Below are 21,729 nucleotides of genomic sequence, written 5' to 3' on the forward strand. Positions count from 1 at the left end.
GCGTGAATGCATGCATGATCACGTACGGCTGCGGCGCAGGTGAGCGGGACGGCCGGGGAACATGTGCATGATCACCCAACGTGATCACCCCGACGTGATCACCCCGATGGGGGCGGTTGATTTGGCGACTTCGATAACCTGAGGTGTACCGCCACAGACCGCCGTCCGCCAGGAGACGGTGGCGTGCGCTGCCCCGCTTGAAGGGAACACTGCAATGAGCGCTGCCCGGGTGGGCGTCGTCACCTTCCCCGGAACACTCGACGACCAGGACGCCGCGCGAGCCGTACGGCTGGCGGGAGCCGAGGCGGTGCCGCTGTGGCACGCCGAGCACGACCTCAAGGGAGTTGACGCGGTCTTCCTCCCCGGCGGGTTCTCCTATGGCGACTACCTGCGCTGCGGGGCCATCTCGCGGTTCTCCCCGCTGATGGACGAGCTGATCCCGGCCGCGCGAAGCGGGCTTCCTGTGCTCGGCACGTGCAACGGCTTCCAGATCCTGTGCGAGGCGCACCTGCTGCCCGGCGCCCTCACCCGCAACGAGGGCCTCCACTACGTCTGCCGCGACCAGCGCGTACGGGTGGAGAGCACGGACACGGCGTGGACGGCCGACTTCGAGAGCGGCCAGGAGATCGTCCTGCCGGTCAAGCACGGCGAGGGACGCTACGTGGCCGACGCGGAGACGCTGGCGGACCTGGAGAGCGCCGGCCGGGTGGTCTTCCGCTACGTCGGAGGCAACCCGAACGGGTCGCTCAACGACATCGCCGGCATCACCAACGAGGCGGGGAACATCGTGGGCCTCATGCCCCACCCCGAGCACGCCGTCGAGGACCTCACCGGAGCCCCGAGCGTCGACGGCAGGGGCTTCTTCACCTCCATCCTCAAGAAGCTGGTGAACGCATGACCCTCGACAGCGTGAAGCGCGCCCAGGAGACCCCGGAGGAGCGCCAGCCGTTCGCCGAGCTCGGCATGAAGGACGAGGAGTACCAGCGGGTCCGCGAGATCCTCGGGCGGCGTCCGACGAGCTCGGAACTGGCGATCTACTCGGTAATGTGGAGCGAGCACTGCTCCTACAAGTCGTCGAAGGTCCACCTGCGGCAGTTCGGCACGAAGGCGCCCAAGTCCGAGGCGCTGCTGGTCGGCATGGGCGAGAACGCCGGCGTGGTGGACATCGGCGACGGCTGGGCCGCCACCTTCAAGATCGAGTCGCACAACCACCCGTCGTACGTCGAGCCACACCAGGGCGCGGCGACCGGCGTCGGCGGCATCGTCCGCGACATCATGTCGATGGGCGCCCGGCCGATCGCGGTCATGGACGCGCTGCGCTTCGGCGGCGCCGGCCAGCCCGACACGCGGCGGGTGCTCCCCGGAGTGGTCGAGGGCATCAGCCACTACGGCAACTGCCTGGGCCTGCCCAACATCGGCGGCGAGGTCGTCTTCGACCCCTGCTACATCGGCAACCCGCTCGTCAACGCGCTCTGCGTGGGCCTGCTGCGCAAGGACCAGATCAAGCTGGCCACCGCGCCCGGCCCCGGCAACAAGGTCGTGCTCTTCGGCGCCCGGACCGGCGCGGACGGCATCGGCGGGGCCTCGGTGCTCGCGTCGGCGACCTTTGAGGACGAGTCGCACGCCAAGCGCCCGGCCGTGCAGGTCGGCGACCCGTTCATGGAGAAGCTGCTGATCGAGTGCTGCCTGGAGCTCTACCAGGCCGACGTGGTGGTCGGCATCCAGGACCTCGGCGCGGCCGGAGTCTCGTGCGCCACGACCGAGCTCGCCGCCAAGGGCACCGGCGGCATGCAGGTCAACCTCAACCTCGTGCCGCTGCGCGACCCCACACTGCGGCCCGAGGAAATCCTTATGAGCGAGTCGCAGGAGCGCATGATGGCGGTCGTCGCCCCCGGCGACATCCCCGCGTTCATGGCGATCTGCGAGAAGTGGGACGTCCCCGCGACGGTCATCGGCGAGGTCACCGACACCGGCAGGCTCGTGATGACGTGGGACGGCGAGACGATCGTCGACATCCCGCCGGGCACGGCCGCCGACGAGGGCCCGGTCTACGAGCGTCCGTTCCACGAGCCCGAGGGCCAGGCGGCGCTCAACGCCGACGCCCCGGTACGGCTCCCGCGCCCCGAGGACCTCCGCGAGACCCTGCTGACCCTGCTCGGCTCACCGAACCTCGGGTCCAAGGAGTGGGTGACGTCCCAGTACGACAGGTACGTCCGGGGCAACACCGTCCTCGCCCAGCCTGCCGACGCCGGGATGCTCCGCATCTCCGAGGTCATGCCCGGGGCCGAGGAGACCACCCGGGGCATCGCGCTCGCGACCGACGGCAACGGGCGCTACGCCAAGCTCGACCCCTACGCCGGGGCCCAGCTCGCGCTCGCCGAGGCGTACCGGAACGTGGCCGTGACCGGGGCGAAGCCCCTGGCCGTGACCAACTGCCTCAACTTCGGCTCGCCGGAGGACCCGGAGGTCATGTGGCAGTTCGCGGAGGCCGTGCGCGGCCTGGCGGACGCCTGCAAGACGCTGGGCGTGCCGGTGACCGGCGGCAACGTGTCGTTCTACAACCAGACCGGCGCCGTGGCGATCCACCCCACGCCGGTCGTCGGCGTGCTCGGCGTGATCGACGACGTCGCCAAGCGGGTCAGGCCGGGCTTCACCGCTCCGGAGCTGCGCGTGGTCCTCCTGGGGGACACCAAGGACGAGCTCGGCGGCTCGGAGTGGGCGCACGTCGTCCACGACCACCTGGGCGGCCTGCCTCCCGAGGCGGATCTGGAGGCCGAGCGCGGCCTGGCCTCCGTCCTGGTCACGGCGGCGGCCGACGGCCTGCTCGAAGGGTCGCACGACCTGTCCGACGGCGGCCTGGCGATCGCCCTGGCCGAGTCGTGCCTCGCCCAGGGCATCGGGGCGACCGTGTCCCTGCCGGGCGAGGACGCTTTCGTCGAGCTGTTCAGCGAGTCGGCCGCTCGCGCGCTGGTCTGCGTCCGGCCTGAGGCGTTCGACGCGCTGGCCGAGCTCTGCTGCCGCTACGAGGTGCCCTGCTACGGACTCGGCACCACCGGCGGCACATCGCTCACGGTCGAAGGCGTCTTCGAGATCCCCGTGGACGATCTCCGCGAGACCCACTCAGGGGCCCTGCCCGCCATCTTCGGCTGACCCCCTTCACGTCAAAGGCCCTTCCGGCACTCATCCGGAAGGGCCTTCGCGTTGTCGGGAATCAGCTCTGAAGACTTGAACCATTCCAGAAAACGCCTCAAGGCGCTTTTACTGCGCCTGGCCGGAAACTCTGGTCCTCGCGAAGCCCGCTTCGCTGGGCCTTCGCTCCGGTCCTCGCTCCCGGCCCGCTCCGCTCAACCCCCGGGTCGTAACCGCCGCCAGTCAGATCACTTCTGATCGTCCTGATCCGCGCTGCCTGATGGACGCGTTTCGCCGTCGACGTCAAACGCCGTTGCGACTTCAGGAAAACGCGTCTGGAGCAGGGCCAACACATGGAGTTCAAGATCTCGCAGGTTCACGTCAACGACTTCCCGGACGATGGTCCAGTCAAGGCTGAAGTAGGCATGGACAGCTTGGTTGCGGAAGCCACGAATCTCTCGCCACGGAATCTCGGGAATCTCAGCACGCAACTCCTCGCTCAGGCACGCGGACGCTTCACCGACAACCATGAGCTGGCGGAGGACGTCGTTTCTGAGGATCTCGTCCTCTCCCTACCGATCACCATGAGCGTCGATCCAGCGGCGGATGGTCCGGCAAGCTCCGACAATGTCCGCGAGGTAGAGCGAGTCACGTCGAGGATCACGCGGCATACAGGACCTCAGCGTCGCTGAGGACACGCTCCCGAATCACCCAGTGCAGACCGTCCTTGGGAACGAGATCGACCGTACAGCCGAGAAGCGCCTCCAGTTCGTCCTGCAGACCGAAGAAGGCCAGTCCTCGGACAGCTCCAGAACCTCGGACGTAGAGAAGATCAACGTCGCTCTCAGCGGTCGACTCACCGCGAGCCGTTGAGCCGAAGACCGACAGCTCGGAGACTCCATACCGGGCGCAGAGCTCGGCGATCGCCGGTTGCAGCGCTTCCAGATCTTCGCGAGTCATGACACTCATTGTGCCAAACCGGCTGCCGAATCATCCACGACCACTGGAGTGGCTATCCAGCACGAAGAACGTGCCTGACCACCAAGCCGCCAAACCCCCTTCACGTCGAAGGCCCTTCCGGCACTCATCCGGAAGGGCCTTCGCGTTGCCGGGAATCAACTCTGAAGACTTGAATCATTCAAGAAAAGAGTGGCGGTGGAGCCCCCACGGCTCCACCGCGAACCCGTTGAGAACTATGCGGCGGAAACGCAGATCACGTAGATGTCGCCGCTCGCGTTCTTTCCGCCGACCGTCCACCCGACGGGCTTGCCGTTGCTGAAGTACGGCGCGTTGGTGTAGATCTGCGCGCTGCCGCTACCGCTGCTGGTGTACCCACCGCCTGTGGCGACCTTGCCCTGGCCGCAGGTGATGGTCTTGGAACCGCCCTGGCCGCCGCCGAAGTTGAAGTCTTCGTCCTTATAGGTGATACCGGCACCGGCGGACGGCCCGGCGGGGCCGGTGGCTCCGTCCTTGCCGTCCTTGCCGTCCTTGCCGTCGTCGCCCTTCGGGCCGGCGGGGCCGGTGGGACCCTGCGGACCGGCCGGGCCGGTGGGACCCTGCGGACCGGTCGCGCCCTTCTGTCCGGGAGCTCCGTCGTCGCCCTTGGGGCCCTGCGGACCGGCGGGACCCTGCTTGCCGTCGTCACCCTTGGGACCCTGAGGGCCGGTCTCACCCTTCGGACCCTGGGGGCCGGTCTTGCCGTCGTCACCCTTGGGACCCTGCGGGCCGGTCTCACCCTTCGGACCCTGGGGACCGGTCTTGCCGTCGTCACCCTTCGGGCCGGTGGCGCCGTCCTTGCCGTCCTTGCCGTCCTGACCCTTGGGGCCCTGGGGGCCGGTCGCGCCGGTCTCACCCTTCGGACCCTGGGGGCCGGTCGCCCCGGTGTCGCCCTTGGGACCCTGGAGGCCCTGCTTGCCCTGCGGGCCCTGGGGGCCCGTCTGGCCGGTCGCGCCCTGAAGGCCGGTGTTCCCCTGCGGGCCGGTCTGGTTCCAGAAGGTCCGGGTCTCGGTCGGCTTACATGTCGCCGTGACGTTCACGATCCGGACATAGCGCGTCGTCTTGTTGACACACGCGTAGATCACGGTGCCACCGGCCGACGAGGCGGTGGCCACACCGCCCACAGCGAGGAGCGACGCGGCGAGCGTGCCGACCGTCAGTAGTCCGACCGTGCGTCCACCCGGCAATTTGAGAGCCACCGTCTTACCTTTCTGATGCACAAGATGTGCTGTGAAACACGTGAGTCACCTGATACACGCGTGGCCGTCGAACTTGGTTGACGGGTCAAACATCACGTATGCGCATCGGCCCGATGAGTAAGCCTCCCCGGTCAAGGCGTGGCCGGAGGGTCGGATCGCCGGGATAATCGGCCCCCGGGGGGATGGGGCCGCGTCGGTCGACGACGCGGCGCGACACACGACTGGCCTACCCGGAGGACCCGTGCGCGACCCGAGCCCGGCGGAGCATGCTCCGAGCCGCGAGCCGTACCTCCCTCCCGCGACGCAGCCGGTCCGGGCCATCGTCTGGTCCATCCACCTGGTCCTGCCGCTGCTTGGCCTGTGGCTGCTCCTGGCCCAGCCGGATCTCGACATCGAGTGGCACGACAACTTCAGCCATTTCTGGCTGATCCTCGTCGTGGCGGGGGTCAACGTCGTCCTCGGCGGGCTGATCAGCCAGGCCTCGGCCCGGCGCGGCGACGCCCGGCTGCTGCTGGTCTCGCTCGTCTTCCTCAGCAGCGCCGGGTTCTTTCTGCTCCATGGGCTGGCCACGCCCGGGCTCCTCCACCCGAAGGGCACCGTCGGCTTCGATCTGGCCCAGCCCGTGGGCCTCACGATCGCGTCGGTGATCGCCTTCGTCTCGGCGCTGCCGCTGGGCGACCGGGCGGCGTCAGCCGTACTCCGCTCGCAGGCCGCGCTGCGGACCGCGCTGAGCGTGGTGCTGGTCGCGTGGGGCGTGGCGTCACTCGTTCCCGGACTCACTCCGCTCAGCGACCCGTTGCCGCCCGGCGGCGTGGGGCTGGGGGGCCTCTCCCTCGTCGGCGTGGCGCTCTACGCGGCGTCCGCGGCGATGATGTTCCGGTTGCATCGCAGGCGTCCCGCGGCGGTGCTGATCAGCCTCATCACGGCCTACGCGCTGCTGGCCGAGGCGATGATCGCCGGGATGTCCCACCACAACTGGCATCTGTCGTGGTGGGAGTGGCATCTCCTGCTGACGCTGGCCTTCCTCTTCGTGGCGTACAGCGCCTATCTCCAGTTCCGCCGGGAAGGGGCGACCGCCGGGCTCTTCGACGGGGTGACGCTGGCGGCGACCGTCCGCCGCATCCGGGAGGAGTATGAGGAGGCGCTGGAGGAGCTGGTCGGTCACCTGCGCCGCAGGACCGAGTCGGGCGTTCCCGTGGCCACCCGGCTGGCGGGCCGGTTCCGGCTCACCGAGGGCCAGGCGGCAGTGCTCGACCGGGCCGGGGCCGCGCTGGCCGCCGAGCGCGACCTGTCCGAACGGCTCGGCGCGCTCGTCGACGTCGGCCGGCGGAACCGCGTCGGGCTCCCCGAGTCCGACCTGCTGGCCACCGCCCTCGACCGTGTGCGGCAGGCCTACGGCGACGTGCGGCTCAGCCTCATGCGAGACGGCCGTCTGATCCCGTACGGCTCGGCCGGCCCCGAGCCTCGCCACGATCTGCGCGCGCTGGCGGAGGGGGCGGTGATCGCCGAGGAGGGCCGCGTCGTCCACCCCCTGACCGTGAAGGGACGGCTCGCCGGAGCCCTGTCCGTCCCGGTGGGCGTGACGGCGCAGGACGAGGCGCTCGCGGCCACGCTGGCGGGCCAGATGTCGATCTCCCTGGAGAACGCCCGCCTCTACCAGGAGCTCGACACGCTGTTCCGGCAGTACATGTCGCCCGCCGTGGCCAGCTCGCTGCTGGCCGACCCCGGCCAGGCGGCCCTGGGCGGCAAGCTCGTCGAGGTGACGGCGCTCTTCGCCGACCTCCGGGGCTTCACCACGTTCTCGGAGCGGGTCTCCCCCGGCGAGATCGTCGAGATGCTGAACCGCTACCACACGGCGGCCGTGCCCTGCATCCTCGGCAACGACGGCACGATCGTCCAGTTCGTCGGCGACGCGCTGCTCGCGCTCTTCAACGCGCCCGTACGGCAGGGCGACCACGCCGCGAAAGCCGTACAGGCCGCTCTGGAGATGCAGGAGGCGGCCGCCGAGGTGTCGCGGCAGGTGGTGGCGGAGCAGGCCGCGGGGCTGCTCGCGGACGTGGAGTGGCCGACGTTCCGGGTGGGGGTGAACACGGGGATGGCCCTCGTCGGCAACATCGGCAGCCCGGAGTTCCGCGGGTTCAACGCGATGGGCGACGCGGTCAACGTGGCGGCCCGGCTCCAGGCGCTGGCCGAGCCCGGCACCGTGGTCATCGGCCAGGCCACCCGCGACCGCATCGGCCCGGCGAAGGTGGTGTCGCTGGGCGACCTCTCGCTGAAGGGCAAGGAGCAGACAGTCCACGCCTACCGGCTGATCACTCTCGGATGAGGCCGGCGCACCGGTAAAACTGCCTTTACCGGCAGCCCGTGGAGGGCCAACACTGGACCACAACACTGGGGCACGGCATGACGGACGGCATACGCCGCAACTGGGGAGGTGCCGGGTGACCGGTCCGGAACCGGGCGAGTTCCTCGCCCTGCTGACCGCGGACGAGACCGCGGACCTGCGGGCGGCCGGGCGCACCCGCCGATGGGATCGCGGCTCGACGGTGATGAACGAGGGCGAGACCGCCGACTGGGTGCTCGTGCTGACCTCCGGCAGGGTCAAGGTGTCCTCGCACACGGCCGGCGGGACCGAGGTCGTGCTCGCCGTCCGGGGTCCGGGGGCGCTCGTCGGGGACATGTCCGCGCTCGACGGCCATCCCCGGTCGGGCACGGTGACGGCCCTGGAGCCCATCGAGGGGCTCGTCGTCCACGACTTCCCCGGCTACCTGAACGACCACGGCCGGGTCGCCGTGCTGCTCATGCAGCTGGTCATCGGCCGCCTGCGGGATGCGGACCGCAAACGCGTCGAGTACGGCGCGTTCGACACAGCGGGCCGGGTGGCGACCCGGCTCCTCGAGCTGGCCGAGCGGTACGGCGAGCCGGCCGAGGGCGGGGTCAAGGTGGCGCTGCCGCTCTCCCAGGACGAGCTGGCGGGCTGGACCGGCGCGTCCCGCGAGGCGGTCAGCAAGGCGCTGCGCAGCCTGAGGGATCGCGGGCTGATCGAGACCGGCCGCCGCCGGGTGATCGTCTATGACCTCGAAGGGCTCCGCAAGCGGGCACGCTGATCCCCATCGGCCTGCAAAATCGGGATAAAGGACAATCGACGGCATGACCGTCGCCGTCCCCCTGCGCCCCGGGTCGCCGGAATACGCCCACGCCCTGAGGTACGCCTGGCGGGTCTGCTCGGCCACCGGGCTCGGCCTCGTGCTGATCGGCATCAGCTCCAGCACGCTCAACGTCGCGCTGCCCGAGGTCGTGCGGCACTTCCACGCAGGGCCGCTCGCGTCGAGCTGGGTCCTGCTGTCGAACCTGCTGGTCAGCACGGCGACGCTGGTGTTCTTCGGCAGGGTCGCCGACCTGCTGGGCAGACGGGAGATCTATCTCCTCGGGTTCGCCGTCTTCACGGCGGCGTCGCTGCTCGCCGGGATCGCGCCCAACGTGGGTCTCCTCATCGCGATGCGGGCAGTCCAGGGCCTGGGCGCGGCGATGATCCTCGCCAACGGCACCGTCATCATCACCGGGGCGTTCCCGCCCGACCGGCTGAGCCAGGGGTTGGGCGTCTACATGGCGACGCTGTCGGTGGCCCAGCTCGCGGGGCCGACCCTCGGCGGCCTCATCGCGGACGCGCTCGGCTGGCGCTGGATCTTCTGGATCAACGTGCCCGCCGGGCTGGTCGCGCTGGTCTGGGGCGCGTTCACGCTCCGGAAGGTGCCCAAGGGCCCTCGCGAGCCCGTGGACCCGATCGGCAACCTCATCGTGTTCGTCGCGCTCTCGGCGGCGCTGATCGCGATCAGCCAGAGCGATCCGCTCTCCGGGCTGCTCGCCGTCGTGCTCGTTCCCGTGCTGGTGCTCGTGGAGCGGCGGGCCCGCAATCCGGTGCTGAACCTCACGCTCTTCGGCGGCCGGATGCTGGTCTTCGCCAACCTCGCGTCGTTCTGCAACGCCCTGGCCCGGTCGTCGCTGGTCCTGCTCGTGGGCCTCTACTTCCAGGCCGCCCGCGGGGTGGACGCCCTGACCGCCGGCCTCGGCGTCCTGCCCGTCCCGATCGGGATGACGCTCGCCTCCCCGATCGCGGGGGCCCTGGGCCGCCGCGTCGGCCCCTACGCGCTGTCGGTCGGCGGGTGCGTGGCCACCGCCACGGGGCTGCTGGTGCTGGGGCTCTCGCCCGGCGCGGCCACGCCGTACTGGGTGATCGGGCTGGGGCTGTTCATCGCCGGATGCGGCAGCGGAGCCTTCCTCACCGGCAACACGACCCAGGTCATGAGCGCGCTGCCGCCCGGGAGCCTCGGGGTCGTGAACGGCTTCCGCATCATGATCATGAATATCGGGAGCGTGCTGAGCGTGGCGACGACGCTGACCGTGCTGACCAGTTCGGTGACGCCCGGGCTGCGCGGCCAGGTCTACGCCGGCACGCTCTCGCGGGTGTCCCCCGTGGCTCTCCAGGAGCTGATGAGCGGATTCCGGCTCACCTACGTGGTGCTGTTCGGCGTGGCGGTGCTCGGCGCCCTCTGCGCGGCCATGGCCTCGACGCCGGACATCAGGAGGTCCAGCCCGAAGGCGTAGTGCCACTCGATGTCGGGCTCGGTCTCGAAGTTCCTGGCGAACTGGACCAGGCACGGGAACCGGCCGGCGGGGAGCGACTCGAGCGCCAGCCGCTTCTGGCGCCGCCACTCGGCCGCCTCGCCGGCGCTCATACGCGGCGGGTCGCCGGGCTGGCAGTCCACGATCGTGATGGCCCCATGGAGCAGGTGGGTCGAGATGAGATAGCCCTCCTCAAGTGTGAATCCCGCCTGGGAGAGCAGGTCGAGGGCCGCCTCGGTGGCGCGGGTGAAGCTCTCCACCCCCTTTTTGTCGATCATGGAGAAGATCGAGGTCAGGCTGGGATGCCGCCGCAGCACGCGGAGCAGCGCCTCGACCATCGCCCGGAGCCGCGCGTTCCACGGGGCGGCGGGATCGAACTCCGGCGTCACCTCGGCCAGCACGTGGTCGGCGACGCCCTGGAGCAGCAGGTCCTTGTTCTTGAAATGCCAGTAGAGGGCCATCGGCGTCACGCCCAGCTCCTGGGCCAGCCGCCGGATGGTGACCGCGTCGAACCCTTCGGCGTCGGCCAGCTCGACGGCCTTGTCAACCACGGTCTGGCGGGTCAGCTTCTCCGCGGCTCCCATGCCATCTCCCTCGTTCACGTGCGGCGCTTGACAACTATACGCCGTACAAGGTCTCCTATGCAGCGTACATGTACGCCGTATATGTACTCCGTACAAGAGGAGGACCCATGACCGGAAGATGGTGGGCGCTCGTCGCGGTGGCGCTCGCGACCTTTATGACCTATCTGGACAACAACGTGGTCAACGTGGCTCTGCCGACGATCCAGCGGGATCTGGGGCTCACGATCTCGGGCCTGGAGTGGATCGTGAGCGCGTACATCCTGGCGTTCGCCGGGCTGCTGCTCGTCGGCGGGCGGCTGGCCGACGTCTTCGGCCTGCGGACGGTGTTCTTCACGGGCCTCGGGATCTTCACGCTGGCGTCGGTCGCCGCCGGGCTGGCCGGCGGTCAGGAGACGCTCATCGCCGCACGTGCCGTACAGGGCCTGGGGGCGGCGCTGCTCACGCCCTCGTCGCTGGCCCTCCTGCCGGTGATCTTCCCCGACCCGCGCGAGCGCGCGACTGCGGTCGGCATCTGGAGCGGCGTGGGAGCGCTCGCTCTGGCCATCGGGCCGCTCACCGGCGGCATCCTCAGCGAGAACGCCGACTGGGGCTGGATCTTCCTGATCAACGCGCCGATCGGCGCCCTCACGGCGGTGATCGGGTTCCGGTCGATCCGCGCTCAGAGCGCCGCACAGGGGGCGAGGGCGACCCGGGCCCGCCTCGACCTGCCGGGCCTCGCGACCTCGGCCCTGGCCCTGCTGGCGCTGACCTACGCGCTGATCGAAGGCGAGTCACGCGGCTGGTCGTCGGCCCCCATCCTCGGCTCGTTCGCGCTCGCCGCCGTCGCCGCCGTCGCCTTCCTGATCGTCGAGTCCCGTACGGCACAGCCGATGATCGACCTGACTCTCTTCAGAGAGCGGATCTTCAGCGGGGGCCTGCTCTCCATGGGGCTGTGGGCGTTCGGCGTGTTCGGCATCTACTTCTTCACCGCGCTCTACCTCCAGAGCGCGCTCGGCTTCACCCCCACCCAGGCCGGCGCCGGGTTCGTGCCGATGGCCCTGCTCATGGCCGTGATCGCCGTCATGTCGCCGCGCATCGCCGAGCGGTTCGGCACGGCCGGCACGGTCGCGGCCGGGCTCGGCCTGATGGCCATCGCCGTCGGCGGCCTGTCGAGCGTGGGCGAGGGCGACGGCTACACCGATCTGCTTCCGTGGTTCCTGCTGTACGGCGCGGGCGCCGGGCTGCTGGTCCCTCTGACCAACGTCGTACTCAGCGCGATGCCGTCGGCCCGGGCCGGTGTGGCGTCCGGCGTGCTCAACGTCTCGCGTGAGGTCTTCGGGCTGCTCGGCATCACGATCCTCGGCGCGATCCTCAGCTCCCGCGAGAGCGTCGTGACGGGGGCTCCACTGCACAGGTTCCTGGAGGCCTACCAGTTCACGCTGCTCGTCGCGGCCGCGATCGTGCTGGTCGGCGTCCCGGTCAGCCTCTACGCCCTCCGGCGGGGCCGTACGGCGGAGCCCTCAGTAGAGGGTCAAGTGGACGGTCCTGTGGCGGCTCCGGCCGTCTCGGAGTCCGTCGCGTGACGGGCGGACGACGGTGGGCGGCCACGACGGGCGGACGACCGGGCATCGGGCGGCCTCGGCCAGAATGAACACGTGCCGCCACGCAGACTCGACCCGGGGAAGGTCCGGGAGGCGCTCGACGCCCAGCTTCTCGACCTGGGGCAGCCGCCCTTCGAAGGCCCTGACGGCGCCGCCGGCGACGCGTGCGCGCGGGCTGTGCTCGGGGCCTACGACGCGGGCCTGACCCCGGTGAGGGACGCCGCCCGCTTCGCCGTACGGCACCTGCTCGAAGAACTGGCCGCGCGGGCGCCCGGACGGACGGTGGAGGTCCGGGTGCCGCCCTACGCGGCGGTGCAGTGCGTGGAGGGCCCCCGGCACACCCGGGGGACGCCTCCCAACGTCATCGAGACCGACCCGCGCACCTGGCTGGAGCTCGCCACCGGGCGGCTCGGGTGGTCCGAGGCCATGGCGGCGGGCAGGATCTCCGCCAGCGGCGCGCGGGCCGACCTGTCCGGCTACCTGCCCCTGCTGTAACGAGATCGGCCGTCAGGGGGCGCCGCCGAGCTTGTTCTCGACGCACCGCTGCGCCGCCTCCTGGCTGGGATAGAGCGCGGGGTCGAAGCACTCCCCGAGGTTCTTGCTCTGGTACCAGTAGTAGAGCAGCACCCCGAAGAGCACGGCGAGGACCAGCGTGAGCACGCTCAGGACCAGGCCGATGACCGCCCGTCTCTTGTTGGATTCCTTGGCGATCGCGACGATCCCCACGATCACGCCGGCGACGGCGACGAGCGTCCCGACGCCGCAGACGAGCAGCAGGACGAGGCTCGCGATGCCGAGCACCAGCGCCGCCGTGCCGAGCCCGCCGGCGCCCGGGGGAGGCCCCTGGGGCTGCCACGGCCCGCCCCACGGCGGCCCCGGAGGCCCGCCGGGCCCGGGCGGAGGCGGCGGCAGCGGCCCGCCGTACGGCCCCTGGCCCCCGTAAGGACCCTGACCGCCGTAAGGGCCTTCACCACCAGGGCCCTGACCGCGGTAAGGGCCTTCACCGGGGCCCTGGCCGCCGTAAGGGCCTTCAGCGGGACCCTGGCCCGGCTCCCGGCCCGGGCCCGGCTCCTCGTGGCCGGGGTCTCGCCCCTGGCCCCCTGGAGGCTGGTTCCAGCGGTCCTCGCGGGGCTCCTCCCCGGAGGCCGCCGGGAAGATCGACCTCCGCTCGGGGTCGTCAGATGTCGCCACGATCGCACTCCCCCGTACCTGAATCTGGGCATGCCGGAAGGCCCAGACTCTCCCGGAAACCGGGGGCGGACCAGGCGTGACACGGCAAAGCCCGGTCGATCGTTTGCCGCGACTTCTCCACCCACGGGTGCGAGCAGCATGAATGCCGAAATAGACTCAAGTACGTGTTGAAGGGCGACGGCCGTCTGGGCCATGACCTCGACCCCCAGGACCGCGCACCGCAAGACGCCTGTGGCGTCTTCGGTGTATGGGCGCCCGGGGAGGACGTTTCCAAACTCACCTACTACGGTCTGTACGCGCTGCAGCATCGCGGGCAGGAGTCCGCGGGCATCGCCGTGAGCGAGGGCAGCCGGATTCTCGTCTACAAGGACATGGGCCTGGTGGCCCAGGTGTTCGACGAGTCGATCCTCGGGACCCTGCGCGGCCACCTGGCCATCGGGCACTGCCGCTACTCCACGACCGGCTCCAGTGTGTGGGAGAACGCGCAGCCCACGTTGAGCTCCACCGAGGTCGGCGGTCTCGCGCTGGCCCACAACGGCAACCTGATCAACACCACCGAGCTGTCCGATCGGCTCGCACCGGGCACGATCAAGGCGACCACCGACACCGAGGTGCTGACGGCCCTGCTCGCGCAGGACGGCTCCCGCCCGGTCGAGGACGCGGCGGCCGAGCTGCTCCCCGAGGTCAAGGGCGCCTACTCGCTGGTGTGGATGAACGAGACCACCCTCTTCGCCGCCCGGGACCCGCAGGGCATCCGCCCTCTGGTGCTCGGCCGGCTGGAGCGCGGCTGGGTCGTCGCGTCGGAGACCGCGGCGCTCGACATCGTCGGCGCGTCCTTCATCCGCGAGATCGAGCCCGGCGAGCTCCTGACCATCGACGAGCGCGGGCTGCGGTCCCGCCGGTTCGCGGTCCCCGAGCCCAAGGGCTGCCTGTTCGAGTACGTCTACCTGGCCCGCCCGGACACCACGATCGCCGGGCGTGGCGTGCAGTCCACGCGCGTCGAGGTCGGCCGCGTGCTGGCCCGCGAGCACCCGGTGGACGCGGACCTCGTCATCCCCACGCCCGAGTCCGGCACGCCGGCCGCCATCGGCTACGCCGAGCAGAGCGGCATTCCGTACGGCCAGGGCCTGGTGAAGAACTCCTACGTCGGCCGCACCTTCATCCAGCCGTCGCAGACCATCCGCCAGCTCGGCATCCGGCTGAAGCTGAACCCGCTCCGCGAGGTCATCGAGGGCAAGCGCCTCGTCGTCGTGGACGACTCGATCGTGCGCGGCAACACCCAGCGCGCGATCGTCAAGATGCTCCGCGAGGCCGGCGCCACCGAGGTGCACGTCCGGATCTCGTCGCCGCCGGTCGCCTGGCCGTGCTTCTACGGCATCGACTTCGCGACCAGGGCCGAGCTGATCGCCGGATCCCTGTCGGTGGAGGAGATCCGCGGCTCGCTCGGCGCCGACTCCCTCGGCTACATCTCCCTCGAAGGGCTGACCCGGGCCACGACGATCAAGGCCGACCGGCTCTGCCGGGCCTGCTTCGACGGCCAGTACCCGATCGCGATCGACCAGGACAGGGTCGGCAAGTACGTCTTGGAGGCTCAGCGATGACGAGTTACGCGGCCGTCGGCGTCGACATCGAGGCCGGCGATCGCGCCGTCGAGCTGATGAAGTCGCGCGTGGCGCGCTCCCGGCGGCCCGAGGTCGTCGACGACGTCAGCGGCTTCGCCGGGCTCTTCGACGCGTCGGCGTTCCTCCGCTATCGCCGCCCGCTGCTCGCCACCTCGACCGACGGCGTCGGCACCAAGGTCATGCTGGCCCAGCGGCTCGGAAAGCACGACACAATCGGCATCGACCTCGTCGGCATGGTCGTCGACGACCTCGTGGTCTGCGGGGCCGAGCCGCTGTTCATGACCGACTACATCGCCTGCGGCAAGGTGGTGCCCGAGCGCATCGCCGACATCGTGGGCGGCGTGGCCGAGGGCTGCCGTCTGGCGGGCTGCGCGCTCGTCGGCGGCGAGACCGCCGAGCACCCCGGCGCGATGGGTCCCGACGAGTACGACCTGGCAGGCGCCGGCACGGGCGTCGTCGAGGCCGACGAGTTGCTGGGCCCGGACCGGGTGAGGCCGGGCGACGTCGTGCTCGGCCTGGGGTCGAGCGGGGTCCACTCGAACGGATATTCCCTGGTCAGGCACATCATCAAGACCGCCGGGCTGGATCTCGACCAGGAGTTGCCCGAGCTGTCCAGAACGCTGGGCGAGGAGCTGCTGGAGCCCACCCGCATCTACTCCCTCGACTGTCTCGCGCTCATCCGCGAGACGGAGGTGCACGCGCTGGCCCACATCACCGGCGGCGGCCTGGCCGCCAACCTGGCCCGATCCCTTCCCGGCACGGTCGACGCCGTGCTGGACCGGGAGTCGTGGACGCCTCATCCGATCTTCGAGGTCCTGGCCGGCCACGGCCGCGTGCCGCAGGCAGAGATGGACAGGACCTTCAACCTGGGCGTCGGCATGTGCGCCATCGTCCCCTCCGAGGAGGCCGACCGGGCGACGGAGCTGCTCGCCGGGCGTGGCGTGCCCGCGTGGGTGCTCGGCGAGATCGTGCCGGGTGCGGGAGAGGCCCGGTTCCGCTGATCGGGAAAGCGACCGATGCCAACGCGGCCGACCTCAACGCGGCCTATCTCAACGCGGCGGATCCGAACGCGGCGGACCGGCGACCGGCCTGTGACGGAACCGGCCCGCGGGCGAACCGCGGAGCGGGCATGCCGAAAAACGCCCCAGTGCTCGGGACGCTGAATACGACTCCGGTCACGATGAAGGCACCCGGCGGGAACGGCTACCCCGCCGGGTGTCTCACCTGGCACTCAGGAACGGTTCAACGGCGCCCGGAGCGACCGCTGTCGTCATCGTCCTCGTCGTCGACGGCCGCGTAATCGGCATAGCGATCAGCCAGCTCGTCGTAAGGGTCATGCTCGTCACTGTGGCCGGAATCGTCCTCGTCCACGACTCCGAGCTCCGCGCGCAGGCGCTCAAGATCCGTTCCGCCGCTGTTGTACTTCAGCTGGCGGGCGACCTTGACCTGCTTGGCCTTGGCTCGGCCGCGCCCCATTGGCTCGACCCCCTCATGCGGGGTCGTGCCCGACCCCTCGTCGCTAACGCACCGCGCACTGACGCCACCTGACTTCAGGCGTCAGTCTCTCGTTCGCCTATAACCGTACCTGTTTTGCGCGCTGCTCGGTACGTCGTACGAGCGTCGGCGGTCAGCGCCCGAGCCAAATGCCCCTCAGCCGCCCGACTTCCGACATTCTGCGCTCCGCCAGCCTATCCGCTGCGGCGCCCGGTGGGACGCCTTCCTCCTCGGCCATCTCGAAGATCTTCATGGTCGTGTCGAAGATCCGCGCCGCCCTCGCCCTGGCCCTGGCCATGTTGAAGCCCTCGATCTCGTCCGCGACCTGGATGACTCCGCCCGAGTTGACCGCGTAGTCCGGGGCGTAGAGGATGCCACGCTCGGTGAGCTGCTTCTCGACACCCGGATGCGCGAGCTGGTTGTTCGCCCCGCCGCACACGATTTTGGCGGTGAGCCGGGCGACGGTCGCGTCGTCCAGTGCTCCACCGAGCGCGCAGGGGGCGTAGACGTCGATGTCGGCGGCCGTCAGCGCGGCGGCGTTGGCCACGACCTGCGCCGTCGGATGGCGCCGCCGTACGCGGTCGACGGCCTGCTCGTTCACGTCGCATATCACGACTTCCGCGCCGTCCTCGATCAGGTGATCGACGAGACGGTGGCCGACCTTGCCGACCCCCTCGACCCCGACGCGCCTGCCCTTCAGGGACGGCGTGCCGTACACGTGCTGGGCGGCGGCCCGCATGCCCTGGAACACGCCGAACGCGGTGAGGATGGAGGAGTCGCCCGCGCCGCCGTGCGCCTCGGTGCGCCCGGTCACGTAGGAGCACTCCCGGGCGACGACGTCCATGTCCTCGCTGTAGGTGCCCACGTCACAGGCCGTGTAGTAGCGGCCGCCCAGCGACTGGACGAACCGGCCGTAGGCGCGCAGCAGGGCCTCGTTCTTGGCCGTCGCCGGATCCCCGATGATGACCGCCTTCGCACCGCCGTGGTCGAGCCCCGCCAGGGCGTTCTTGTACGCCATGGCGCGGGAGAGGTTCAGCACGTCGGCGAGGGCGGCCTGCTCGCTCTCATAGGGATAGAACCGGGTGCCGCCGAGGCCCGGCCCGAGTGCCGTGCTGTAGATCGCGATGATCGCGTACAGCCCGCTGCGCTCGTCGCAGCAGAACACGACCTGCTCGTGCCTGACGGGGTGAATGGGGTTCGCGTCCTTCACTGGGCTGGGATCCTTGTGGGAAAGCCCGAAGACGTCGGTCACGGTGGTGACTCCTGATCGCCTCTGACCGCCGCCTCGGTGCGGCGGTTCCCCTCCACCTTACCGACGACACAAACAAACGATCATGAAAAATCGTGACAGCACTGCACATGTCCCCGGAGGCATGGCACGATTCTGATGTGCTGCCTTACGCCGCCTATCTCCGCGTGTACGAGCCGCTGACCGCGTTCACCCCCGGGGATCGGGCGGTGTGGGCCGGCTACGCCGAATCGCGCGACCGGCCGCGCCGGGCCGGTGCGCTGGAGGTCGAGCACGACCAGTCCGTCCGCAGGCTGCTCTGCGTCCCTCCGGCACCCGCGCCGGACAAGGAGAGTCACAACGCCTACCTGCGACGGGTCGACGAGATGCTGTACGTCTGCCCATGGCAGAGCAGGCTGCGGTCCTGGCTGGCCTTCGCCTCCTTCCGCGGGAGCACGCCGGTCAAGCTGGCCGACCGGTTCGTGCCGAAGGCGATCGCGGAGCAGACGGCCGACGACTTCGACCGCTTCAAGCGCGGCGAGCCGTCGCTGCGCACCAACATCCGCACCAGCACATGGCACGTCCCGACGCCGTGGTTCGTGCCGTTCGACTCCGCTGAGCGGTGGCTCGTCCTGGGCGCGGAGGGGAATGAGACCACCGAGCCGGCCGTACCGACCACGACCGCGCCGCCCAGGAACATGCTGTACGTGACGTCGATGGCCCAGGCCCGCCGCCGCGTCGCCCGCGCGCTGGTCGTCATCCGGCGGCATGTCGGCCATGTCACCATCCTGACCGAGGTCGAGGAAGTGGGCCGCTGGCTCGAGGAGTTCCACCCCCACTCGCTGGTGGAGCTCGACTACGGCGGCCTGGTGCATCTCATGAACGACGAGACCCTGCAGGGCGACCAGTCCGTCGCCGAGGTGTCCGCCGCTCTCGCGGGTTTGGACAACGGTCAGGAAGAACTTGCCTTCGCGATGTATCAGCGGGTCATCATCCGCTGGAGATCAATACAGGCTCTGGAATTCGCAAACTGAGCGTAATCAAGACGCCCTGACCTGCAGAATTGGGTCACGGGATGTTCGATCTCACATCTACGAACTGAGTAGTTTGCCGTTTTCACTGCGATACCACGAAACGTGTCGCTAGAATCACCGAGCGTGACAACAACGCGTGGTCGAGACGTTGCGCCCAGAGGGCTCGCCAATCGCACTACGTGGCTGTATGGTCACATCGGGTGATACCGCAGATGGTCCTAGAAACCGCACGTTATGGATCATTGGGGGACATCCGTGACAAGCGCCAGACAAGTCGCAGGATCGCTGTCGCCGGTCCACACGGAGGAGAGGCCGCACAAATGTCAGCTCGTACACCCGAGGCCGAGCCACTGCTCACCCCGGCGGAGGTCGCAACCATGTTCCGCGTCGACCCCAAGACCGTTACTCGGTGGGCGAAGGCGGGCAAGTTGACGTCCATCCGCACGCTCGGCGGACACCGGCGCTACCGGGAGACCGAGGTCCGGGCGCTGCTCGCGGGGATTCCGCAGCAGCGGTCCGAGTAGGTACGGGGCGCGTCGCCGAACTAGGGGGGAAGAACGGCGCGCTCGCGTCCGAGATGTGAGCGCGTCCACCACACACCCGTGACCGCCATGGGTCACGGGACGGTGTGTGGGGCCGGCGCCGCCCGCCCGGCGCCTCCCCGGTACTGGTCACACCGGTCCCGAAGCAAGATCCCGCAGCAAGGTCCCGAGCAGGCACTCCACCTCGTGGTCATGGTCGGCCGCCACCCTCAGCAGGGCGACCATGTGATCCACCAGCAGCCGCTCCAGCTCCGCCCTGCCGATGTCGCGGCGCTCCAGCCAGTCGAGGCCCGCCGTCTCCACCGACGCGACCCACGCCGTGAGCGTGATCCGGAGCACCGGCCCCGGCGCGCCGACCCGCAGCTGGTTCATGATCAGCCGGACCAGGCGCTGCCGCACCCCGTCCACGATCTCCCCGACTTCCCCCGCCCGGTTGGCGGGGCCACCCCTGAGCAGCGCGGCGAATCCGGCCGCGTGCTCCTCCACGAAGTCGAAGTAGCGCGCCAGCCCACGCGACAGCTCGTCGATGGGCCCGCCGCCGCCCTGAAAGCGCAGCCGGGCCTCCAGCTCCGTGGCGGCGCTGCGCAGCGCCGCCACATAGAGCTCCTGCTTGCCACCGAAGTAGTGGTAGACGAGCGCCCTCGACGCGCCGGCCGCGGCGGCCACGTCGTCGATCGAGACATCCTCGGCGTCGTGCCTGCTGAACAGCTCCAGCGCGGCGGCGATGAGCTCCTCGCGCCGCCGGTCGACGCTGAGCCTGCGCCGCACCGGCCGCACAGTGGCCTGGTCAGGGGTCTCCTGATCGTTCCCCGCCTGGGATGTGGCACCCACACTTCGCACACTAGCGGGTCCATCCCCAACAGAGACCCTCAAATGATCAAGCACCCCCACCTGGCCGTGATCATGCACAGGTTCCCGTGAGGGCCCCTGGAGCTGCGTCAACTCGGGTGATGATCATGCACAGGGTCCCACGCGGCTCGACGACCTGCCCGAACCTGTGTCGTGATCATGCAATCAGGTTAACTGCATGATCACGTCCGGGAATTCCGCTGGCGACCGCCGAGAGCGGGGAATCCATGCATGATCACAAATGGCATAGGTGCAGCGCGAAGCCGTCGGCCGGGACTCTGTGCATGATCACGCTGAGGGTGGGGGGGTGCCTGGGACTATCGGGCATCCCCCAACGCGCGGAGGAACTGGAACGAATTAGCCTTACGGCGCTCAACCCGTACCCTACGGGCGACTCGATCGTTTGGTGTGTCAGGTGCACGTCCACGCATCGTGGGGAGAACCATGTCAGGACCGTCCATGCAGACCACTGCCCGGAACGACGTCGCGCTTTCGCTGCCCGACGGCGGACTGTCCGATGGGTTCAGCCCACGGCCACGGCCGACCATCCGGAATGTGGCCGAGCGCGCCGGCGTCTCGAAGTCGCTCGTGTCCCTCGTGCTCAGGGGCTCGCCCCATGTCAGCGAGCATCGCCGGGAGGCGGTGCTGCAGGCGGCGAGGGAGCTGGGCTACCGCCCGAACGCGGTGGCGCGCAGCCTCGTCGAGGGCCGCACCCACCTGGTGGGGGCCCTGGTCGCGGACCTGCACAACCCGTTCTACGCCGAGTTCCTGGACGGCCTGCAGGAGAGTCTGCACGGCGACGGGCTGCGGCTGCTGATCGGCAGCGGCCGGTGGGACCCTGCGTTCGAGGACGAGGCGGTGGAGGCGTTCCTCGAGCTACGCGTGGACGGGCTGGTGCTGCTCGGGGTCGCGCCGTCCAGTGACACCCTGGCCGAGGCGGCCGCGTACACGCCCACGGTCGTGGTCGGCGAGCGCGACGTGGAGCTGGAGGGCGTGGACATCGTCGTGGATGACGACGAGCTCGGCGCCCGCCTCGCGGTCGATCATCTGGTGCAACTCGGTCACCGGCGGATCGCGCACATCGAGGGCGCGCCGTCCTCGGCCGCGCGCTGCCGCTGCGAGGGCTATCTGGTGGCCATGCGCCGCCACGCGCTCGCGCCGTACATCATGGTGGAGCACGGCGACTTCACCGAGGAGGGCGGCCGGCGCGCGGCACTGGCCCTGCTGGAGCGGAACCCCCGGCCGACCGCGATCTTCGCGGCGAACGACATCGTGGCCATGGGCGTCCTCACGGCGGCGAGCGAGCTGGGGCTACGGGTGCCCGAGGACCTGTCCGTGGTCGGCTACGACAACACGCACCTCGCCGCGGTCAACCACATCTCGCTGACCAGCGTGGACCAGCCCCGCCGCGCGATGGGGCGCTCCGCCGCCGCGCTGCTGAGCGACCGCATCACCGAGCCGGGCAAGGTCGCGCGCCTGCGCCAGGTGACTCCGACCCTCGTCGCTCGGCGGAGCACCGGCCCCGCTCCAAGTGAGTCCCAAAGCTAGGTCAACCGCCGACGTGTCACGTCGCGGAGGGTGTTGACTCGGGCCGTGACGCCGACCCCCGGCGGGTCGCGACATCGGGGGGACCCACCGGGTCGGCGACTTTCGCGAGA

The 21,729-nt window shown here is 70.0% G+C and carries 20 protein-coding genes; 12 read left to right on the top strand and 8 right to left on the bottom strand.

The features are described from left to right. Positions 1–214 precede the first annotated feature (214 nt). A complete protein-coding gene (gene purQ, locus N5079_RS28125; RefSeq protein WP_261587164.1) occupies positions 215–898 on the top strand; it encodes a phosphoribosylformylglycinamidine synthase subunit PurQ in 684 nt (227 codons plus the stop codon). Beyond that, positions 895–3,150 (top strand): phosphoribosylformylglycinamidine synthase subunit PurL, encoded by a 2,256-nt coding sequence (gene purL / locus N5079_RS28130; protein WP_261587165.1) that lies wholly within the window; start codon positions 895–897, stop codon positions 3,148–3,150. Before purQ ends, purL begins: the two co-directional genes overlap by 4 nt. Before the next feature lie 227 nt (positions 3,151–3,377). On the opposite strand, the gene N5079_RS28135 is transcribed toward purL, so the two are convergent. The 3 genes from N5079_RS28135 to N5079_RS35405 all read right to left on the bottom strand — a co-directional run bounded on the left by N5079_RS28135 (position 3,378) and on the right by N5079_RS35405 (position 5,324). Beyond that, complete coding sequence (locus N5079_RS28135) at positions 3,378–3,689, bottom strand: DUF86 domain-containing protein (protein ID WP_261587261.1); 312 nt, start codon at positions 3,687–3,689, stop codon at positions 3,378–3,380. A gap of 100 nt (positions 3,690–3,789) precedes the next feature. Continuing rightward, on the bottom strand, positions 3,790–4,089 hold the full coding sequence (locus N5079_RS28140) for a nucleotidyltransferase family protein (protein WP_261587166.1): 300 nt from the start codon (positions 4,087–4,089) through the stop codon (positions 3,790–3,792). A gap of 233 nt (positions 4,090–4,322) precedes the next feature. Then, on the bottom strand, positions 4,323–5,324 hold the full coding sequence (locus N5079_RS35405) for a hypothetical protein (protein WP_315967893.1): 1,002 nt from the start codon (positions 5,322–5,324) through the stop codon (positions 4,323–4,325). A gap of 241 nt (positions 5,325–5,565) precedes the next feature. Between N5079_RS35405 and N5079_RS28150 the strand changes: the two genes are divergently transcribed. From N5079_RS28150 to N5079_RS28160, 3 genes are all read left to right on the top strand, one after another. After that, positions 5,566–7,650 (top strand): adenylate/guanylate cyclase domain-containing protein, encoded by a 2,085-nt coding sequence (locus N5079_RS28150; RefSeq protein ID WP_261587167.1) that lies wholly within the window; start codon positions 5,566–5,568, stop codon positions 7,648–7,650. Between the two features lie 115 nt (positions 7,651–7,765). Beyond that, entirely contained in the window at positions 7,766–8,431 is a 666-nt protein-coding gene (locus N5079_RS28155; RefSeq protein ID WP_261587168.1) for a Crp/Fnr family transcriptional regulator, read from the top strand. A gap of 43 nt (positions 8,432–8,474) precedes the next feature. After that, positions 8,475–9,929 carry an MFS transporter gene (locus N5079_RS28160; RefSeq protein ID WP_261587169.1) on the top strand — a complete coding sequence of 485 codons (1,455 nt, stop codon included), beginning with the start codon at positions 8,475–8,477 and terminating at the stop codon, positions 9,927–9,929. Here the strand turns inward: N5079_RS28160 and N5079_RS28165 are convergent. After that, on the bottom strand, positions 9,836–10,531 hold the full coding sequence (locus N5079_RS28165; protein ID WP_261587170.1) for a TetR/AcrR family transcriptional regulator: 696 nt from the start codon (positions 10,529–10,531) through the stop codon (positions 9,836–9,838). The genes N5079_RS28160 and N5079_RS28165 overlap by 94 nt on opposite strands. A gap of 107 nt (positions 10,532–10,638) precedes the next feature. Here N5079_RS28165 and N5079_RS28170 point away from each other — a divergent pair, with 107 nt between their 5' ends. Both N5079_RS28170 and N5079_RS28175 read left to right on the top strand, forming a co-directional pair. Further along, entirely contained in the window at positions 10,639–12,093 is a 1,455-nt protein-coding gene (locus N5079_RS28170; RefSeq protein ID WP_261587171.1) for an MFS transporter, read from the top strand. A gap of 72 nt (positions 12,094–12,165) precedes the next feature. Next, positions 12,166–12,606 (top strand): sterol carrier family protein, encoded by a 441-nt coding sequence (locus N5079_RS28175; protein WP_261587172.1) that lies wholly within the window; start codon positions 12,166–12,168, stop codon positions 12,604–12,606. 12 nt (positions 12,607–12,618) lie between these two features. Here the strand turns inward: N5079_RS28175 and N5079_RS28180 are convergent, their stop codons facing one another. Next, entirely contained in the window at positions 12,619–13,302 is a 684-nt protein-coding gene (locus N5079_RS28180; RefSeq protein WP_261587173.1) for a hypothetical protein, read from the bottom strand. A 164-nt stretch (positions 13,303–13,466) separates the two neighbouring features. On the opposite strand from N5079_RS28180, the gene purF reads away from it, so the two are divergent. Together purF and purM are read left to right on the top strand one after the other, a co-directional pair. Beyond that, positions 13,467–14,903: an amidophosphoribosyltransferase gene (gene purF, locus N5079_RS28185; protein WP_261587174.1), complete on the top strand. Its 1,437-nt coding sequence runs from the start codon at positions 13,467–13,469 to the stop codon at positions 14,901–14,903. Continuing rightward, positions 14,900–15,925, top strand: coding sequence for a phosphoribosylformylglycinamidine cyclo-ligase (gene purM, locus N5079_RS28190; protein WP_261587175.1), 1,026 nt, complete (start codon positions 14,900–14,902; stop codon positions 15,923–15,925). Before purF ends, purM begins: the two co-directional genes overlap by 4 nt. A 241-nt stretch (positions 15,926–16,166) precedes the next feature. On the opposite strand, the gene N5079_RS28195 is transcribed toward purM, so the two are convergent. Both N5079_RS28195 and N5079_RS28200 read right to left on the bottom strand, forming a co-directional pair. After that, on the bottom strand, positions 16,167–16,400 hold the full coding sequence (locus N5079_RS28195) for a DUF3073 domain-containing protein (protein WP_261587176.1): 234 nt from the start codon (positions 16,398–16,400) through the stop codon (positions 16,167–16,169). A 151-nt stretch (positions 16,401–16,551) separates the two neighbouring features. Beyond that, entirely contained in the window at positions 16,552–17,670 is a 1,119-nt protein-coding gene (locus tag N5079_RS28200) for a Leu/Phe/Val dehydrogenase (protein ID WP_261587177.1), read from the bottom strand. Between the two features lie 137 nt (positions 17,671–17,807). Here N5079_RS28200 and N5079_RS28205 point away from each other — a divergent pair, with 137 nt between their 5' ends. Both N5079_RS28205 and bldC read left to right on the top strand, forming a co-directional pair. Beyond that, entirely contained in the window at positions 17,808–18,680 is an 873-nt protein-coding gene (locus N5079_RS28205; RefSeq protein ID WP_261587262.1) for a hypothetical protein, read from the top strand. A gap of 320 nt (positions 18,681–19,000) precedes the next feature. Next, a complete protein-coding gene (bldC, locus tag N5079_RS28210; protein WP_013133571.1) occupies positions 19,001–19,204 on the top strand; it encodes a developmental transcriptional regulator BldC in 204 nt (67 codons plus the stop codon). 147 nt (positions 19,205–19,351) lie between these two features. Here the strand turns inward: bldC and N5079_RS28215 are convergent, their stop codons facing one another. Then, entirely contained in the window at positions 19,352–20,053 is a 702-nt protein-coding gene (locus N5079_RS28215) for a TetR/AcrR family transcriptional regulator (protein ID WP_261587179.1), read from the bottom strand. A gap of 462 nt (positions 20,054–20,515) precedes the next feature. On the opposite strand from N5079_RS28215, the gene N5079_RS28220 reads away from it, so the two are divergent. Next, positions 20,516–21,619, top strand: a complete 1,104-nt coding sequence (locus tag N5079_RS28220) for a LacI family DNA-binding transcriptional regulator (protein ID WP_261587180.1) — start codon at positions 20,516–20,518, stop codon at positions 21,617–21,619. The last annotated feature ends 110 nt before the right edge of the window (positions 21,620–21,729 follow it).

This window comes from Planotetraspora sp. A-T 1434, from assembly GCF_025420585.1.
Taxonomy (GTDB): domain Bacteria; phylum Actinomycetota; class Actinomycetes; order Streptosporangiales; family Streptosporangiaceae; genus JAOEGB01.

Excerpts from the sequence above, each read along its gene's own strand:
- purQ (WP_261587164.1), top strand. The coding sequence starts at position 215 with ATGAGCGCTGCCCGGGTGGGCGTCGTCACCTTCCCCGGAACACTCGAC.
- purL (WP_261587165.1), top strand. The coding sequence starts at position 895 with ATGACCCTCGACAGCGTGAAGCGCGCCCAGGAGACCCCGGAGGAGCGC.
- N5079_RS28140 (WP_261587166.1), bottom strand. The coding sequence starts at position 4,089 with ATGACTCGCGAAGATCTGGAAGCGCTGCAACCGGCGATCGCCGAGCTC.
- N5079_RS28160 (WP_261587169.1), top strand. The coding sequence starts at position 8,475 with ATGACCGTCGCCGTCCCCCTGCGCCCCGGGTCGCCGGAATACGCCCAC.
- N5079_RS28165 (WP_261587170.1), bottom strand. The coding sequence starts at position 10,531 with ATGGGAGCCGCGGAGAAGCTGACCCGCCAGACCGTGGTTGACAAGGCC.
- N5079_RS28170 (WP_261587171.1), top strand. The coding sequence starts at position 10,639 with ATGACCGGAAGATGGTGGGCGCTCGTCGCGGTGGCGCTCGCGACCTTT.
- purM (WP_261587175.1), top strand. The coding sequence starts at position 14,900 with ATGACGAGTTACGCGGCCGTCGGCGTCGACATCGAGGCCGGCGATCGC.
- N5079_RS28195 (WP_261587176.1), bottom strand. The coding sequence starts at position 16,400 with ATGGGGCGCGGCCGAGCCAAGGCCAAGCAGGTCAAGGTCGCCCGCCAG.
- bldC (WP_013133571.1), top strand. The coding sequence starts at position 19,001 with ATGTCAGCTCGTACACCCGAGGCCGAGCCACTGCTCACCCCGGCGGAG.
- N5079_RS28220 (WP_261587180.1), top strand. The coding sequence starts at position 20,516 with ATGTCAGGACCGTCCATGCAGACCACTGCCCGGAACGACGTCGCGCTT.